General features: G+C 72.3%; 16 protein-coding genes. 14 read left to right on the top strand and 2 right to left on the bottom strand.

Annotated features, from left to right (window positions below; translation table 11 throughout):
* Positions 1 to 29 precede the first annotated feature (29 nt).
* The 3 genes from ACWHYA_RS01310 (at position 30) to ACWHYA_RS01300 (ending at position 2983) form a co-directional block, all read left to right on the top strand.
* On the top strand, positions 30 to 830 hold the full coding sequence (locus tag ACWHYA_RS01310) for an ABC transporter permease (RefSeq protein WP_425940027.1): 801 nt from the start codon (positions 30 to 32) through the stop codon (positions 828 to 830).
* A gap of 43 nt (positions 831 to 873) precedes the next feature.
* Positions 874 to 1752: a hypothetical protein gene (locus tag ACWHYA_RS01305; protein WP_425939612.1), complete on the top strand. Its 879-nt coding sequence runs from the start codon at positions 874 to 876 to the stop codon at positions 1750 to 1752.
* 130 nt (positions 1753 to 1882) lie between these two features.
* The gene (locus tag ACWHYA_RS01300; protein ID WP_425939614.1) at positions 1883 to 2983 is read left to right on the top strand and encodes a branched-chain amino acid aminotransferase; all 1101 of its coding nucleotides are present in this window, start codon (positions 1883 to 1885) and stop codon (positions 2981 to 2983) included.
* A 10-nt stretch (positions 2984 to 2993) separates the two neighbouring features.
* On the opposite strand, the gene ACWHYA_RS01295 is transcribed toward ACWHYA_RS01300, so the two are convergent.
* Together ACWHYA_RS01295 and ACWHYA_RS01290 are read right to left on the bottom strand one after the other, a co-directional pair.
* Positions 2994 to 3857, bottom strand: coding sequence for a 3-methyladenine DNA glycosylase (locus ACWHYA_RS01295; RefSeq protein ID WP_425939616.1), 864 nt, complete (start codon positions 3855 to 3857; stop codon positions 2994 to 2996).
* 87 nt (positions 3858 to 3944) lie between these two features.
* The gene (locus ACWHYA_RS01290; RefSeq protein WP_425939618.1) at positions 3945 to 5297 is read right to left on the bottom strand and encodes a S8 family serine peptidase; all 1353 of its coding nucleotides are present in this window, start codon (positions 5295 to 5297) and stop codon (positions 3945 to 3947) included.
* 115 nt (positions 5298 to 5412) lie between these two features.
* On the opposite strand from ACWHYA_RS01290, the gene ACWHYA_RS01285 reads away from it, so the two are divergent.
* The 11 genes from ACWHYA_RS01285 to ACWHYA_RS01235 all read left to right on the top strand — a co-directional run bounded on the left by ACWHYA_RS01285 (position 5413) and on the right by ACWHYA_RS01235 (position 15272).
* On the top strand, positions 5413 to 6204 hold the full coding sequence (locus ACWHYA_RS01285) for a fumarylacetoacetate hydrolase family protein (protein WP_425939620.1): 792 nt from the start codon (positions 5413 to 5415) through the stop codon (positions 6202 to 6204).
* Positions 6205 to 6211: 7 nt separating this feature from the next.
* Positions 6212 to 7036, top strand: coding sequence for a glutamate racemase (murI, locus tag ACWHYA_RS01280; RefSeq protein ID WP_425939621.1), 825 nt, complete (start codon positions 6212 to 6214; stop codon positions 7034 to 7036).
* 137 nt (positions 7037 to 7173) lie between these two features.
* Complete coding sequence (gene betT, locus ACWHYA_RS01275; protein WP_431473561.1) at positions 7174 to 9129, top strand: choline BCCT transporter BetT; 1956 nt, start codon at positions 7174 to 7176, stop codon at positions 9127 to 9129.
* Between the two features lie 203 nt (positions 9130 to 9332).
* Positions 9333 to 10760, top strand: coding sequence for a hemolysin family protein (locus ACWHYA_RS01270; protein ID WP_425939625.1), 1428 nt, complete (start codon positions 9333 to 9335; stop codon positions 10758 to 10760).
* The gene (locus ACWHYA_RS01265; protein ID WP_425939627.1) at positions 10757 to 11782 is read left to right on the top strand and encodes a CNNM domain-containing protein; all 1026 of its coding nucleotides are present in this window, start codon (positions 10757 to 10759) and stop codon (positions 11780 to 11782) included. Before ACWHYA_RS01270 ends, ACWHYA_RS01265 begins: the two co-directional genes overlap by 4 nt.
* A 46-nt stretch (positions 11783 to 11828) precedes the next feature.
* Positions 11829 to 12611 (top strand): MBL fold metallo-hydrolase, encoded by a 783-nt coding sequence (locus ACWHYA_RS01260; RefSeq protein WP_425939629.1) that lies wholly within the window; start codon positions 11829 to 11831, stop codon positions 12609 to 12611.
* A 5-nt stretch (positions 12612 to 12616) separates the two neighbouring features.
* Positions 12617 to 12907, top strand: a complete 291-nt coding sequence (locus ACWHYA_RS01255; protein ID WP_431473564.1) for a hypothetical protein — start codon at positions 12617 to 12619, stop codon at positions 12905 to 12907.
* Positions 12908 to 12950: 43 nt separating this feature from the next.
* Positions 12951 to 13529, top strand: coding sequence for an RNA polymerase sigma factor (locus tag ACWHYA_RS01250; protein ID WP_425939632.1), 579 nt, complete (start codon positions 12951 to 12953; stop codon positions 13527 to 13529).
* Positions 13522 to 14244 (top strand): hypothetical protein, encoded by a 723-nt coding sequence (locus ACWHYA_RS01245; RefSeq protein WP_425939634.1) that lies wholly within the window; start codon positions 13522 to 13524, stop codon positions 14242 to 14244. Before ACWHYA_RS01250 ends, ACWHYA_RS01245 begins: the two co-directional genes overlap by 8 nt.
* A gap of 21 nt (positions 14245 to 14265) precedes the next feature.
* Positions 14266 to 14805, top strand: a complete 540-nt coding sequence (locus ACWHYA_RS01240; RefSeq protein ID WP_425939636.1) for a cupredoxin domain-containing protein — start codon at positions 14266 to 14268, stop codon at positions 14803 to 14805.
* Between the two features lie 5 nt (positions 14806 to 14810).
* Positions 14811 to 15272, top strand: coding sequence for a hypothetical protein (locus tag ACWHYA_RS01235; protein ID WP_425939638.1), 462 nt, complete (start codon positions 14811 to 14813; stop codon positions 15270 to 15272).
* Positions 15273 to 15336 lie beyond the last annotated feature (64 nt).

The following is a 15336-nucleotide window of genomic DNA, read 5'->3' as shown; positions in this document are numbered from 1 at the left end:
CGCCCGACGGGGTCCCGGCACGTCCTGGCGTGGATCCCGGGGTCCGCCCGTTCCGCTCCCTCTCGTCCGGCAACGTGGGGGCGGTCCTGGAGCGGGGGTTCACCGTCATCCGCAACCAGAACTGGATGGTCCTGGTGTCGGGGTTCGTCGAGCCGGTCCTCTACCTGCTGGCCATGGGCGTGGGGATGGGCGGACTGGTCGGCGAGGTGACCGGACCGGGAGGGGAGCCGATCTCCTACGCCGCCTACATCGCGCCCGCCCTGCTGGCCACCTCGGCGATGAACGGGGCGATCTACGACTCCACCTGGAACGTCTTCTTCAAGCTGCGGTTCGCCAAGCTCTACCAGGCCATGCTGCAGACCAGCCTCGGCCCGCTGGACGTGGCGGCGGGCGAGATCCTCATGGCCCTGTTCCGCGGGTTCGTCTACGCGGTGGGCTTCCTCGGCGTCCTCGCCCTCATGGGTCTGGTGACCAGCTGGTGGGCCCTGCTCATGGTGCCGGTGGCCGTCCTCGTCGCCCTCGGGTTCGCCGCGCTGGGGATGGGGATCACCAGCTACCTGAAGACCTTCCAGCAGATGGACCTGATCAACTTTGCGATGCTGCCGATGTTCCTGTTCTCGGCGACGCTCTACCCGATCACCGTCTACCCCGAGACGGTGCAGTGGTTCGTGATGGCGATGCCGCTGTGGCACGCCGTGGAGCTGATGCGGCAGCTGTCGGTGGGCCATCTCGGGCTGGTGACGCTCGTGCACGTGGGCTACTTCCTGGTGATGACCGCCGCCGGGCTGTGGTTGGCGACCGTGCGCCTGCGGGCGCTCTTCCTGCGCTGAGGTCGACGGGAAGGCGGTCGCCGTCCCTCACTAGGCTGGGTGCATGACCTCCGTGCTCGACCCCGACTCCGCCGATCTGACGCTCCTGCAGGACCGGCAGGTGGCGGTCCTGGGGTTCGACGCCGTGGCTGCCGCCCACGCCCTGAACCTGCGCGACAGCGGGGTCGACGTGTGGGTCGGGACCGTGCCGGACAGCCGCGGGGCGGCGCGCGCGGAGACGGAGGGGCTGGCGGTGACCACGGCGGAGGAGGCGGTCGCCCGCTGCGACATCGTCCTCGTCCCCACGGGGAGCGACTCCGGCGAGGCCGACCCCTCCACGGTGCAACGTCTGCTCACGGGCGGGACGGAGCCGGGCGACCTCGTCGTGGTGACCTCCGCGGAGGCGGTCGTCGCCGGGGAGCTCACCGTGCCCGAGGGCGTCGACCTCGGGATGCTCCGTGCGGTCGGCGACGGGGACCGGGTGCGGGAGGAGTACCTCGACGGCCGTGGCTGCCCGGCCCTGGTCGCCGTCGCCCGGGACGAGAGCGGCGCCGCCTGGGCCACGCTCACCGCCTACGCCGCCGCGATGGGGTCGCTGCGCTCCGGCGCGATCGTCACCACCCTGGAGCACCAGGCCACCGCGTGGAGGTATGCCGAGGAGCAGGTCCACGCGCCCCTCCAGCGGGCGGTCGAGGACGCGTTCGAGGAGCTGGTGCGGCGGGGGGTGGAGGAGGAGGTCGCCTACCTCGCGGTCGTCCACGAGCTCCGCACCCGGGTGGAGCAGATCACCCAGGCCGGCTTCGCCACCCAGCACGGGCCGGACGGACGTCCCGGGACCGGTCCGGCCGCCGGGGCGACCAGCCGCCGTGCGGCGGCCCGTGCGGCCCACCCGATCGAGCACGTCGGGCGGCGGGTCCGCGCGATGATGAGCTGGATCCGCTAGTCCCGCTTCAGGCTCGCGTCCCCTCCGGGCTCGCGTCCCCTCCGGGCTCGCGTCCCCCTCCGGGCCCACAACGCGGCATACCGGGCAGGGCAGCGAGGCGTCGTCAGGGTCGCCGACTACGCTGCGTCCCATGACCACGACGACGACGTCCACGGCCTTCACCGTCACCGAGCGCGAGCAGCGCCGCTCCCCGGAGGAGATCGCCGCGGTCCTGGAGAACCCCGGCTTCGGCAACGTGTTCACCGACCACATGGCGATGATCGGGTGGGACAAGGACCAGGGGTGGCACGACGCCCGGGTGGTGCCCTACGGTCCCATCCCGCTGGACCCCTCGGCGGCCGTCTTCCACTACGGCCAGGAGATCTTCGAGGGGCTCAAGGCCTACCGGCACGAGGACGGGACGGTGTGGACCTTCCGGCCCGAGCGCAACGCGGAGCGGCTCAACGCCTCCGCCCGCCGGCTCGCGCTGCCCGAGCTGCCGCCGACGATGTTCCTCGACGCGATCAAGGAGGTCGTCCGGCTCGACCAGGGGTGGGTCCCGCCGGCCGGGTCGGGGGAGACCTCGCTCTACATCCGGCCCTTCATGATCGCCACCGAGGAGGCCTTGGGGGTGCGTCCGAGCAACCGGGCGCTCTTCAGCGTCATCTGCTCCCCGGCCGGGGCCTACTTCGCCGGTGGCCTGAAGCCGGTGAGCCTGTGGGTCAGCGAGAAGTACGTCCGGGCCGCGCCCGGCGGGACCGGGGCCGCCAAGTGCGGAGGCAACTACGCCGCCTCCCTGGCGTCCCAGGCCGAGGGCATCGAGCACGGCTGCGACCAGGTCGTCTTCCTCGACGCCCAGGAGCACCTGGCCGTGGAGGAGCTGGGCGGGATGAACCTCTTCTTCGTCTACGCCGACGGGCGCATCGTCACCCCCGAGCTGACCGGCACGATCCTGCCGGGGGTGACCCGGTCCTCGCTGATCGAGCTCGCCCGCGAGCGGGGGCTGACCGTGGAGGAGCGCCGCTTCACCATCGACGAGTGGCGCGACGGGGTCGCCTCCGGGCAGATCACCGAGGTCTTCGCCTGCGGCACCGCGGCGGTCATCACGCCCGTGGGGCGGCTGGCCTGGAACGGCGGCGAGCTCACCATGCCCGACACCCACGAGGTCAGCCTCTCGCTGCGGCAGGAGCTGCTGGACATCCAGTACGGCCGCGCCGAGGACCGGCACGGCTGGCTCTACCAGCTGGTCTGACCGCGGGCGGTCAGCCGGGCGAGTCGAGCGCGTCCAGCACCTCCAGCAGGCGCCGGCGCAGGGCGTTGGACCGCTGCGTGAACCCCCGCTGGGCCGCGACGTACTCCGCCTTGCCCTCAGCCGTCTCGATCCGCACCGGCGCGTAGCCCAGCTCCCGCAGGTCGTAGGGCGCCGCGCGCATGTCGAGCTCGCGCACGTCCCGGGCGAGGCGGAAGGCCTCCAGCGTCAGGTCGCTGGGCACTGCCGGCGCCAGCTTGAAGCACCACTTGTAGAGGTCCATCGCGGCGTGCAGGCATCCTGGCTGCTCCAGCTCGCGCTGGCGGTCCCGGGTGGGGGTGAGCGCGTTCCGCGGTGAGGCCTCGGGGGTGAAGAAGCGGAACGCGTCGACGTGGGTGCAGGCGACCGTGTGCGACTCGACGACGGCATCCGTGCCCTCCCGCCCCAGCCGCAGCGGCCACCCCTGGTGCCGCAGCGTCTCCTCGCCGGCCCGGTAGACCATCGCCCACTCGTGCAGGCCGAAGCAGCCGAACCGACCCGGCCGCGACAGCGTCGACGTCAGAAGGTCGCGGACGAACTCCACGGCGGCGCCCCGTCGGTCCAGGAAGGCAGGGACGTCGAGGTATGCCGTGCCGTCGGCGAGCGCGTAGTACGCCCGGTCGGCGAGCTCCTCGCCCTGCTCCAGCGCCACCCCCGGACCCGGGTGCCAGCGGGCCAGCTGGGCGGGGCGGAAGGCGTAGTACTCCCACAGGAAGTCGTCCACCGGGTGACGGCGCCCCTCCACGCGGCGGGCGAGCCGGTCGGTCGACAGCTGCGCGACCGCGACCGCGTGCACCGCGGCGCGCTCACGCCATACCTGCTCAGGAAGCACCTGCACGGTGATCCAGGGTAGGCCGTCCCGGCCGCCGCCGCGGACGGACGGCCGCCCCCGGGAGGTCCGGGAGCGGCCGCCGTCAGGGGTGGGTCAGTAGCCGGTGTGGACCGCGCCGCGACCGTGGAAGTCGTCGGTGCCCGGCTTGCCTGCGTCGATGGCGCGCAGTCGCATCTCGCGCTCCACCTGGGCGGGCTTCATGTCGCCACCGTGCTCGCTGATGATCAGCGCGGCGACCCCCGCGGCGTGCGGGGCGGCCATCGAGGTCCCGCCGGACCAGTAGTAGGACGCGACGGTCGGGTCCAGGCTGCTCCCGGTGCTGAAGACGAGGTCGAAGACCCAGCACGGCCGGGTCAGGCCGGCCACGGTGCAGTTCTCCTCGCCCGGGTAGGCGGTGTCCCCGCCCGGCCCGGAGAAGTCGACCATGGAGGTGCCGTAGTTGGTGTAGGTCGTCGGCACCAGGAAGGTGCCGTCCCAGAAGTCGCTGAGCCAGCCCACGGGGGCGTAGGCGGAGATGCCGATGGCGTGGGGGGAGGAGGTCATGAACCGGACGAGGTTGCCGTCGCCGTCCAGGTCTTGGGCCTCGTTGCCGGCGGACACGACGACCGTCGTCCCCTGCTGGTGGGCGTAGGTGATCGCCCGGTTCATCGCGTTGGCCAGCTGGGTGACCTCGTTGCCGGCCGCGTTGCGGGGGATCACGGTTCCCAGCGACATGTTGATGACGTCGGCGTCGACCTCGGTCGCGTGCCGGATGCCGGCGAAGATGTCCTCGAAGGCACCGGACCCCTCGTCCTCGAGCACCTTGACGAGCACGAGTTCCGCCTCGGGGGCTACTCCGATGACCCCGATGCCGTTGTCCGCCGCCGCGATCGTGCCGGCGACGTGGGTGCCGTGGCTGAAGGGGTCAGCAAGGGTGTACTGCAACCCCTCGTCGGTGAAGTCCCGGCTGAGGGCGAGGTCGATGTTGGGCGCGAGGTCGGGATGGTCGAGGTCGAACCCCGTGTCGAGCACGGCGACGCGGACGCCGGCTCCGCGGACCCCCGCCTCCCAGGCCTCGACCGCCCCGACGGGGACGTGACCCCACTGCAGGTCGAAGAGCGTGTCGTCGTTCCCCGACGCGGGGGGCAGGTTCTCGGGCCGGGCCTCGAGAGCGACGCGCGGGCCCAGATCGACGTCGAAGCCGGAGTCGACCACCGTGCTCGTCCCGGCGACGCCCCTGAACGAGGGGCCGGCCTCGACGACGGCCACGCCGAAGGGGTGGGCGGTGGTGACCGTGCCACCGGCCCGCTGGACCTGCTGCTCGAAGCGGGCGGGCAGCGACCCGCCGTTGCTGACGACGATGTAGGTGGTGCGGTCACCGTCGGCGTCGGCCTGAGCCACCGTCGTCAGCCCGGTGGTCATGAGCCCGAGACCGCCCAGGGCCGCGACTGCATACCTGATCCTCACGATGTCCTCCCGAGTGTGTGATCTGGATCACCTACTTTCCTCCTGCACGAGCCCGTCGTCCAGGGTCTTCCTTCACCGGTAGGTGGCGCGTGCCGACCCCCTACCCTGGTGACCCATGCGCATCTGCCGATTCACCGACGGTGACGACCCCCGCTTCGGCCTCGTGGACGGGGCGGGCGAGAAGATCGCCGAGATCTCCGGCGACCCGCTCTACACCCGGATCGAGCTCACCGGAGAGACCCACCTGGTGGCGGACGTCCGGCTGCTGGCCCCGGTCATCCCGCGGAGCAAGGTCGTGGCGATCGGTCGCAACTACGCCGACCACGCCCGGGAGATGGGCACCGAGCTGCCCGAGGAACCGATGATGTTCTTCATCCCCAACACCTCCGTGTGCGGGCCCGGGGACCCGGTGGTGATCCCCCCGTTCGCCCACGAGATCTCCTACGAGGGCGAGCTCGCCGTGGTCGTGGGCCGGCTGTGCAAGGACGTGGCGGCGAAGGACGCCGCCTCGGTCGTCTTCGGCTACACGGTCGCCAACGACGTCACCGCCCGTGACCTGCAGCGCGGCGACCACCAGTGGGCCCGCGCCAAGGGCATGGACACCTTCACGCCGCTCGGGCCGTGGATCGAGACCGACCTGGACGTCTCGGACCTGCGCATCGTCACGACCGTCGACGGCGAGGTGCGGCAGGACGGCACGACCGCCGACCTGCACTTCGGCGTGGGCGAGCTCATCGCGCACGCCTCCGCGGCCTTCACCCTGCTCCCGGGGGACGTGCTGCTCACCGGCACGCCCGCGGGGGTGGGGCCGGTCGGCCCCGGCCAGCGGTGCGAGGTGACCATCGAGGGCATCGGCTCCCTGGCCAACCCGTTCGTCGCCGCCGAGCCGGCCGACGAGCAGGACTGACCCGCGCATGACCGACGCCCCGATCGGGGTCTTCGACTCCGGGTTCGGCGGGCTCACCGTCGCGCGGGAGATTCTCGACCAGCTGCCCCGGGAGTCGATCCTCTACCTCGGCGACACCGCGCGCACCCCCTACGGCCCGCGGCCGATCGCCGAGGTGCGGCAGTTCGCCCTGGAGTGCCTCGACCGACTGGTCGACCACGGGGTCAAGGCCCTCGTCATCGCCTGCAACAGCGCCTCCGCGGCCGTCCTGGCGGACGCCAGGGAGAGGTATGACGTGCCCGTCGTCGAGGTGATCCGGCCCGCCGTCCGGCGGGCCATGGCGGTGACCCGCTCGGGCCGGATCGGGGTGATCTCCACCCGGGCCACCCACCAGTCGCGCGCGTACCTGGACGCCTTCGTCGCCGCCCCCCCGGAGGTCGACGTGACCTCCCAGCCGTGTCCGCGGTTCGTCGAGCTCGTCGAGGCCGGGATCACCAGCGGCCCCGAGGTCATCGAGACGGCGCGCGGCTACCTGGGGCCGCTGCAGGAGAAGGGGGTGGACACCCTCATCCTGGGGTGCACGCACTACCCGTTGCTCACCTCGGCCCTGCAGTACGTCCTCGGCGAGGAGGTCACCCTCGTCTCCTCGGCCGCAGCGACGGCGGCCGACCTGTTCCGCGTGCTCACCGACGGCGACCTGCTCGCCCCGGCGGGCAACGAACCGCAGCACCAGTGGCTGACGACCGGCGACCCGCACGGGTTCACCTTCCTGGCCCGGCGCTTCCTGGGGCCCGAGGTCGATCAGGTGCACCGGGCGTTCGTGGGCCGTGAGGACGAGGGCCCGGTGCGCTAAGGTCAGCGCTTCCCTGACCCGCCTTGCACCTAGTGGCACCAGTTCCAGGAAGGCCATCGATGCGATCCACCACGCCGGCGCCGGGGGACCCTGTCGCCCCTCCAGGACGGCCCCGGGCCAGGTGGGGTGTGATCGGCGTGTCCGGAACGATCATCGCGCTGGTCGCCGGCTGGGCCCTGGTGGCCCCCGCGAACGCCCAGGAGATCCTCGGGGTGGCCGTGGGGTGGATCTCGGAGTGGTTCGGGTGGTTCTACATCGCCCTCGCCACCGCGATCCTGGTCTTCGTGGTCTACGTCGGGATCCGCCACAGCAGGGTGCGGCTGGGGCGGGAGGACGACCGCCCGGAGTTCTCCACCATCACGTGGGCCTCGATGCTCTTCGCCGCAGGGATCGGCACGGACCTGATGTTCTTCGCCGTGGCAGAACCCGCGTCGCAGTATCTGGCGCCCCCCCAGGGTGAGGGCGGCACGCTGGAGGCTGCCCGCGAGGCGACGGTCTGGACCCTGTTCCACTACGGGATCACCGGGTGGGCCATGTACGCACTCATGGGCATCGCGCTCGGCTACTTCGCCCACCGCAAGGGACTCCCGCTCGCGGTCCGGTCTGCGTTGTACCCCGTATTGGGAAGACGGATCAGTGGTCCGATCGGAGACGCGGTGGACATCGCGACCGTCCTGGGCACGATCTTCGGCGTCGCCACCTCGTTGGGCATCGGTGTCGTGATGCTGAACGTGGGGCTGGACATCCTGGTGGGAGTGCCTCAAGGTGTGCCCGCCCAGATCGGGCTCGTGGTGCTCGCCGTGGTCGTGGCAACGGTGTCGGCCACCACCGGGATCGACCGAGGAATTCGTGTCCTGAGTCAGCTCAACGTCCTTCTTGCCATCGTCCTCGCGGCCTGGGTCCTCGTGACGGGTAGCACGGCCTTCCTGCTTCGTGCCGCCATGATGAACATCGGTGACTTCTTGTCGATGTTCCCGGGCATGACGCTCGACACGATGGCCTACGACTATCCCGCCGAGTGGATGGGGTGGTGGACCTTGTTCTTCTGGGCCTGGTGGATCGCGTGGGCGAGTTTCGTGGGCATGTTCCTCGCCCGCATCTCCAAGGGACGAACCATCGGTCAGTTCGTGGTCGGCACCCTGACGATCCCCTTCAGCTACATCGTCATGTGGGTGACCATCTTCGGCAACAGCGCCGTCGACCGTATTCGCAGCGGGGACGAGGCCTTCGGCGAGGCCGCGATGAACACTCCGGAGGTCGGGTTCTTCACCCTGTTGCAGGACTACCCGCTCCCGATACTGCTGGTCGCCCTGGCCACCTTCGTGGGGCTCCTGTTCTACGTGACCTCGGCCGACTCCGGAGCCCTCGTCATGGCCAACCTGTCGTCGGAGCTGCCGGACACGGAGGTGGATGCCCACCCTTCCCTCAGAATCGGCTGGGCCGTGGCCACCGGTGTGCTCACCGTGGCGATGCTGCTCGTCGGTGGAATCCCGGCGCTGCAGAGCGCCACCATCATCATGGGTCTGCCGTTCGCGCTGGTGATGATCCTGACGATGTTCGGGCTGCACCGCGCGCTCGAGGATGAGAAGGCGTCGGACGCGGCCGCGCGCGCCTCGATCACCTCGTCGATCGTCGGTCGTGAGCCGGCGGGGTCTCCAGGCTCTTGGCGGAGAAGGCTGGCCCAGGCCCTGGGCACTGTCTCCGTACGTCAGGCGAACCACCGTTTCGAGGAAGTCGTCGTCCCTGCCCTGCATGAGGTCGAAGGGGCCCTGCGAGAGCGAGGGTTGGCCGCGGACGTCGCGGTCAGCGAGCCGTCGGCGACCGGACGCCTGCTGCGCACGGCGACCCTGACCGTGCCAGGGGAAGGGGGCGGCTTCCGGTACGAGGTCCAGGTGCGACGGGTTCCCGCGCCCAGCTTCGGAGCGCGGGTCCGGGAGGCTGACGACCTCACGACGACGCTGTCGGTGGCGCTCCCGACCGGGGGTGGTGACGACCTCATCAGCTACGAGGGTGAGCAGGTCTGTCATGACGTGCTCGACCATTACGAACGATGGGCGAGCAGCACCGCCTATCTCAACGACAAGCCCTCCTGAGCTCATCGACGCGATGCCGTCGGCGAGGAGACCCCATCGCGCGGAGCCGCTCCACGACCCGCACCACCTCGTTCCTCCGGTCGATCCTGGCCGGGTAGCCTGAGCCCACCGCCGACCGGGCCAGGAACGGCGGCCCGACCCTGGGGAGAGATCGCTGTGACACCGCACGACCTGACCGCCGGCTGTCGTCGGAGCCTTCGCCCGTGACCGGCGCGATCCTGCTCCTGCTCGTCGGCATCCTCGCGATCCTGCTCATCATCGCGGCGAACGGGTACTTCGTGGCCCAGGAGTTCGCCTACATGTCGGTCGACCGCAACCGGCTCGCGGCCCAGGCCAGGTCCGGCGACGCGGCGGCCGAGCGGGCCCTGAAGGTCACCGGGCGGACCTCGTTCATGCTGTCCGGCGCCCAGCTGGGGATCACCGTGACCGGCCTGCTCATCGGCTACGTCGCCGAACCGCTCGTGGGGCAGGCACTGGGGACGCTGCTCGGCGGAGTCGGCGTCTCGCCGGCAGTCAGCATCTCGGTGGGGACCGTGGCCGCGCTCGCGGTCGCGACCGTCGTGCAGATGCTCTTCGGTGAGCTGTACCCCAAGAACCTGGCGATTGCCAACGCCGGCCCGATGGCCCGGTGGCTGGCCCGCTCGACGCTGATCTACCTGGCCGTCTTCGGCTGGCTCATCAGCTTCTTCGACAAGTCGGCCAACCTCCTCCTGCGGACGGTGGGGATCGAGCCGATCCACGACCTGGACACGACCGCGACCGCCGAGGACCTGGGGCGGATCGTCTCCGACTCCCGCGACAGCGGCGACCTGCCGGAGGAGCTGTCGATGCTGCTGGACCGCATCCTGGACTTCCCGGACCAGGACGTCGAGCACGCGATGATCCCGCGGGCCCGGGTGGACACCATCACCCCCGACACGACCGTGGGCGAGGTGCGCGGCCTGATGGCCCGGGCGCACACGCGCTACCCGGTCGTCGACGAGCAGGGCGAGCCGGTCGGGGTCGTGCAGCTGGTCGACGTGCTGCGGGGACGCCCGGAGCCCGGGACCCTCGTCCGGGAGGTCATGCGCCCCCCGATCGTCGTCCCCACCCTCATGCCCCTTCCCGCGGCCGTCGACGAGCTGGGTTCCGCCGGTCAGCAGATGGCCTGCGTCATCGACGAGTACGGCGGCTTCGCCGGGATCCTCACCCTGGAGGACCTGGCCGAGGAGCTCGTCGGCGAGATCACCGACGAGCACGACGAGCAGACCCCCGAGCTCATCATCGACCACGAGGACGACGAGTGGCGCATGGACGGCGACGTCCACCTCGACGAGGTGGAGCGGGCCGTCGGGCACCGCCTGCCGGACGGGGACTTCGAGACGGTCGCGGGACTGGTCATTGCCGAGACGGGGGAGCTGCCGGAGGCGGGGCGGGTGGTGACGGTGGGGCTGCCGGCCGACCCCTCGGAGGTGGTGTCCGACGAGCCGGTCACCAGGATGCTGGAGATCGAGGTGCTCGAGGTGGCGCGGCACGTGCCCAGCGAGGTCAGGGTCCGGCTGATCACCCGCTCGCTCGACGACGACCCGCCCGGCGACCGCGCCGGAGCGGACCGTCCCGGGCAGGACGACCCGAGGGAGGAGACCCGATGAGCGACCCCCTGGTCGTCCTCCTCGTCACCGCGCTGCTGATCGTCCTCAGCGCCTTCTTCGTCATCATCGAGTTCGCCCTGCTCGGCGCCCGCCGCCACCGGCTCGAGGCCGAGGCCGCCACCTCCCGGTCCGCGAGGGCAGCGCTCAAGGGCGTCAACGAGCTCACCCTCATGCTCGCCGGCGCCCAGCTCGGGATCACCGCGGCCACCTTCGCGCTCGGGGCGATCACCAAGCCGGCCGTGGACCGGTGGCTCGGCCCCGCCCTGCAGACCCTGGGGGTCCCCGGCTGGCTGGCTGGCGGGACCTCGTTCGCCCTCTCCCTGCTGCTGGTGACCTTCCTGCACCTGGTCGTCGGCGAGATGGCCCCCAAGTCCTGGGCGATCGCCCACCCGGAGAGGGCGGCCAAGCTGGTCGCCATTCCCGGCCGCGCCTTCATCTGGGTCGTCCGGCCTCTGCTCGTGGGAGTGAACAACCTGGCCAACCGGCTCGTGCGGGCCAGCGGGGTCACTCCGGTGGACCGTGCCGCCGTCGGCGGTCAGGACGCGGAGACGATCCGTCACCTCGTCGAGCAGTCGGCGGCCAAGGGCGCGCTCGACGAGTCCTTCCAGACCCAGATCTCCGACGTCCTCGAGCTGGAGCGGCTCACGGTGGGCGACCTGGTGCCCGAGGGCCAGGAACCCGTGACCGTCGGGGTCGACGCCACCGTGGACGAGGTCCAGGTGGCCGCGGCCACCAGCGGGCACATGCGCATCCTGCTGTCGACCGCGGACGGTGGGCTCCCGGGTGTGGTGCACGTGCGCGACACCCTGACCCAGGACCCCGGACAGCCGGTCCGCCCGACGGCCCGGCCGGCGTTCGTGCTGGCCGGGGACGTCCCGGTCTACGAGGCGCTCGGTCGCATGAGGGACAGCGCCGAGCAGCTCGCGGTCGTCGCCGACGGGAACCGTGTCGTCGGGCTGGTCAGCGTGGCGGACATCCTCCACCGGGTGCTGCCCGCGCCCCGGTCGCCCGCCGACACGTGACGTCCGGCACGGGACACGACGGCCCCCCGACGGGCACGATGGCCCCATGGACCTGACCATCGTCGGCTGCTCCGGCTCCCTGCCGGGACCCTCCTCGCCGGCCAGCTGCTACCTGGTGAGCACCCGGGCGGAGGGGAGGGTCTGGCGGCTGCTGCTCGACCTGGGACCCGGGGCCCTCGGCGCGCTGCAGCGGCACATCGACCCGTTGGGGCTGGACGCCGTCGTCCTGTCGCACCTGCACCCCGACCACTGCCTCGACCTGACCGGGCTCCGGGTGCTCCGCTCCTACGGGCCCTCCCCGGCCACCCAGGACCTGCCCGTGCACGCGCCGGCCGGTGCCGCGGAGCGGATGGCCCGGGCCTACGGGGTCGCCGGACCCGAGCCGGTCACGGGGATGGACTTCGTCGACCTGGTCGACGGCCGGCCGTTCGCCGTCGGCCCGTTCACCGTCACCCCCTACGCCGTCCTGCACCCCGTCCCCGCCTACGGCCTGCGGGTCGAGGCCGACGGCCTCGTCCTCGCCTACACCGGGGACACCGACACCTGCCCCGGCCTGGAGCCGATCATGGCCGGTGCCGACCTGGTGCTGGCGGAGGCGTCCTACCTGGAGGGCCGCGATCCCGGACGTGGAGTCCACCTGACCGCCCACCGGGCCGCGCAGGCCGCGCGCGACGCCGGCGCCCGCCGGTTGATGCTCACCCACCTGCCGCCCTGGACCGACCCCCAGGAGGCGCGTGCCGAGGCAGCACGGGTGTGGCCGGGGGAGGTCGAGCTGGCCGTGCCCGACGCCACGGTCCCGGTCGCCGGCACCCCGCGCGCCGGGCGGTGACGGAGGTGGAGGGGCCGGGACCGTGGCTGGAGGGGCACCGCCGGGTGGTCGGGCTGGGCGGGGCCGCCGCGGCGCTGACCCTCGCCGGGATCTGGACGGTGGTCGTGCCCGACCGGGCGGACACCGCCGCCGGCCTCCAGGCCCTGGCCGTGCGCTGGGGGCATCCGCTGTGCTGGCTCCTGCTCGCGGTCAGCGGGGTCCTGTATGCCGTGCGCGCCCCCTCCGCGGCCGTCGCCGGGGCCGCCTGGGCGGCGCTCGCGGCATACCTGGTCTTCCTGGGCACGACCCTCCTCTGAGCGGCGGCAATCCATGGAGGTCCCCCCGGACGTACTCTCAGACATGGCCGCCGTCTCCCGGGCGGACCGCGCCGACGACGGCGCGCTGCTGGCCGGGCTCGCACTGGACGACCCGGCGGTGTCCGCCGCCTTCGTCCGGCGCTTCCAGGCGCCCGTCTTCGGCATGGCGGTGGGGATCACCCACGACCCCGCGCTGGCCGAGGACGTCTGCCAGGAGGTCTTCGTACGGGCCTGGGGCGCGGCCGCCGGCTACGACCCCCGACGGGCCTCGGTGCTCACGTGGCTGCTGACGATCACCCGCAACGCGGCCATCGACGCCGTGCGTGCGCGCCGCAGCAGCCCCACCGACGACGAGATCCTCAACCAGCTGCTGCAGGACTCGCTGCGCTCCTCCCCGGACCTGCAGGAGGGCGCCCTGCACCGGATCGAGGCCGAGCAGGCGGTCCGTCAGCTGCACCGGGTGGCCCCGGAGCAGGCCCGGGCCGTCGTGCTGGCCGTGCTCGGGGGCTGCACCGCGGCCGAGGTGGGGGAGCGGGAGGGCATCCCGCTGGGGACCGCCAAGACCCGCATCCGCACCGGGTTGCGCCGCCTGCGCGCCGCCAAGGAGATGGAGCATGACTGAGCCGTCCGTCGGTCAGGACCTGCACCCCGAGGAGGACCTCCTCGTCGCGGTCGTGCTGGGACAGGCCGATCACGCCGCCCGCGACGAGGTGGTGCGGCACCTGGGCGTGTGCCGCTCCTGCCGCCGCGACTACGACGACCTCGCCGGGGCCGTCGAGCTGGTGCTGCCCGCGGTCCCCCGGCTGGCTCCGCCCCCCACCTTCGAGTCCAGGGTGCTGGCCCGGCTCGACGCTCTGCGCCACCCGGTGACGGTGGACGCGGTGGACGCGGCGGAGCAGGTCGGCGCAGGTGCGGCCCCCCGACCCGGCCGCCGCGCGGTCCTGCAGCTGGCGGCGGCCGGTCTGATCGGCCTGGTGGCGGGAGCAGGCGTCACGGCCGCCCTGGTGCGGCCGGACGAGGAGCCGGCCGACACCCCGTGGTCCGCCGCACTGGTCACGGGGGAGGGGGTCCGGGTGGGCAGGGTCTCCCAGAGCTACGACAGCACGGGGGACGTGCTCGTCGTGGAGGTCGAGGACGGCCCGGTGGGACGGCGCTACACCTGCCGCCTGCTCCTCGCCGACGGGTCCGTCGAGGACGTCGCCGAGTGGAGCCTGTCGGCCGACCACGCCAACAGCTGGGTCGTCCCGGTCGCCGGCACCGAGCCGGTCGCGGTCGAGCTCGTCGCCGAGTCCGGCCGGGTCTGGGCGACCGCCGACGTCGGGCGCAATCCCGACTGAGGCGTGGGACGTACCACCCCCATGAACGCCAACGCCCAGCCCCAGGTCCGCAGCCTTCCCCGCCTCCCCGTCCGTGCCGGCGCGTTCGCGCTCGCGCTCGGCCTGCTCACCGCGTGCGGCGGTGACTCCTCCACCCCCACCGCCGAGGAGGACACCCCGTCGGCCTCCACCCCCGCGGCCACCGAGGACACGACCGCCGAGGAGACGGGCGAGGAGTCGATGACGGAGGACTCCAGCGCCGAGGAGACCACCGAGGAGTCCACGCAGGGCGCGGCAGCGACCAGCGACGACGACGATGATGACGACGACGACGACCTCATCATCGTCATCGAGGACTTCGAGTACGAGGTGCCCGACTCGGTGATGCCCGGGGCCGAGATCACCGTCCGCAACGAGGACGGCGTGGGCCACACCGTCACCGCCGACGAGGGGGACGCCTTCGACGTGGTGGTCGGGCCGGGCGAGGAGGTCACCTTCACCGTGCCGGACGAGGCGGGGGAGTACCCCTTCCACTGCACGCCGCACCCGAACATGACCGACACGCTCGTCGTGGAGGGGTGAGCAGGATGCGCACGCTCGCCCGGTCGCCGGGACGCACCGAGACCCCGGGCACGACCCGCCGCACCGAGCTCGTCGTGCGGGCGCTGGTCGTCCTCGGGCTGGCGGTGGACGCCTTCGTCCACCTGCGGATGGCCCCGGTGATGGACATCGCCGCGCCGGGCGGGATCGGCGGCGGCAACCTCTTCCGTGCCCAGGGTGCCGCGGCTGCCGTGGTCGCGGTGCTGGTGCTGGTCACCGGCCGGTGGTGGGCCTACGCGGTCGCTCTCCTGGTCGCGCTGTCGGCGCTGGGACCGGTGCTGCTCTACCACTTCGTCGACGTGCCGGCCATCGGCCCGATCCCCTCGATGTACGACCCGCTCTGGTCGCCGGAGAAGGTCGTCAGCATCCTCGGTGAGGCGCTGGCGGCAGGAGCGGCCGCGGTCGGCCTCATGCTGACCCGCCCGCAGGGCGGGACGAGCCGCTCCTGAGCGGGACGAGCCGCTCCTGAGCGGGACCCGCCGTTCCTGAGCGGGTGGGGCCTGCGCCCCCGGT

Source organism: Ornithinimicrobium carbonis (genome assembly GCF_977012275.1).
Note: the sequence above shows the minus strand (reverse complement) of the source record. Positions and strands in the feature narration are given on the sequence as shown.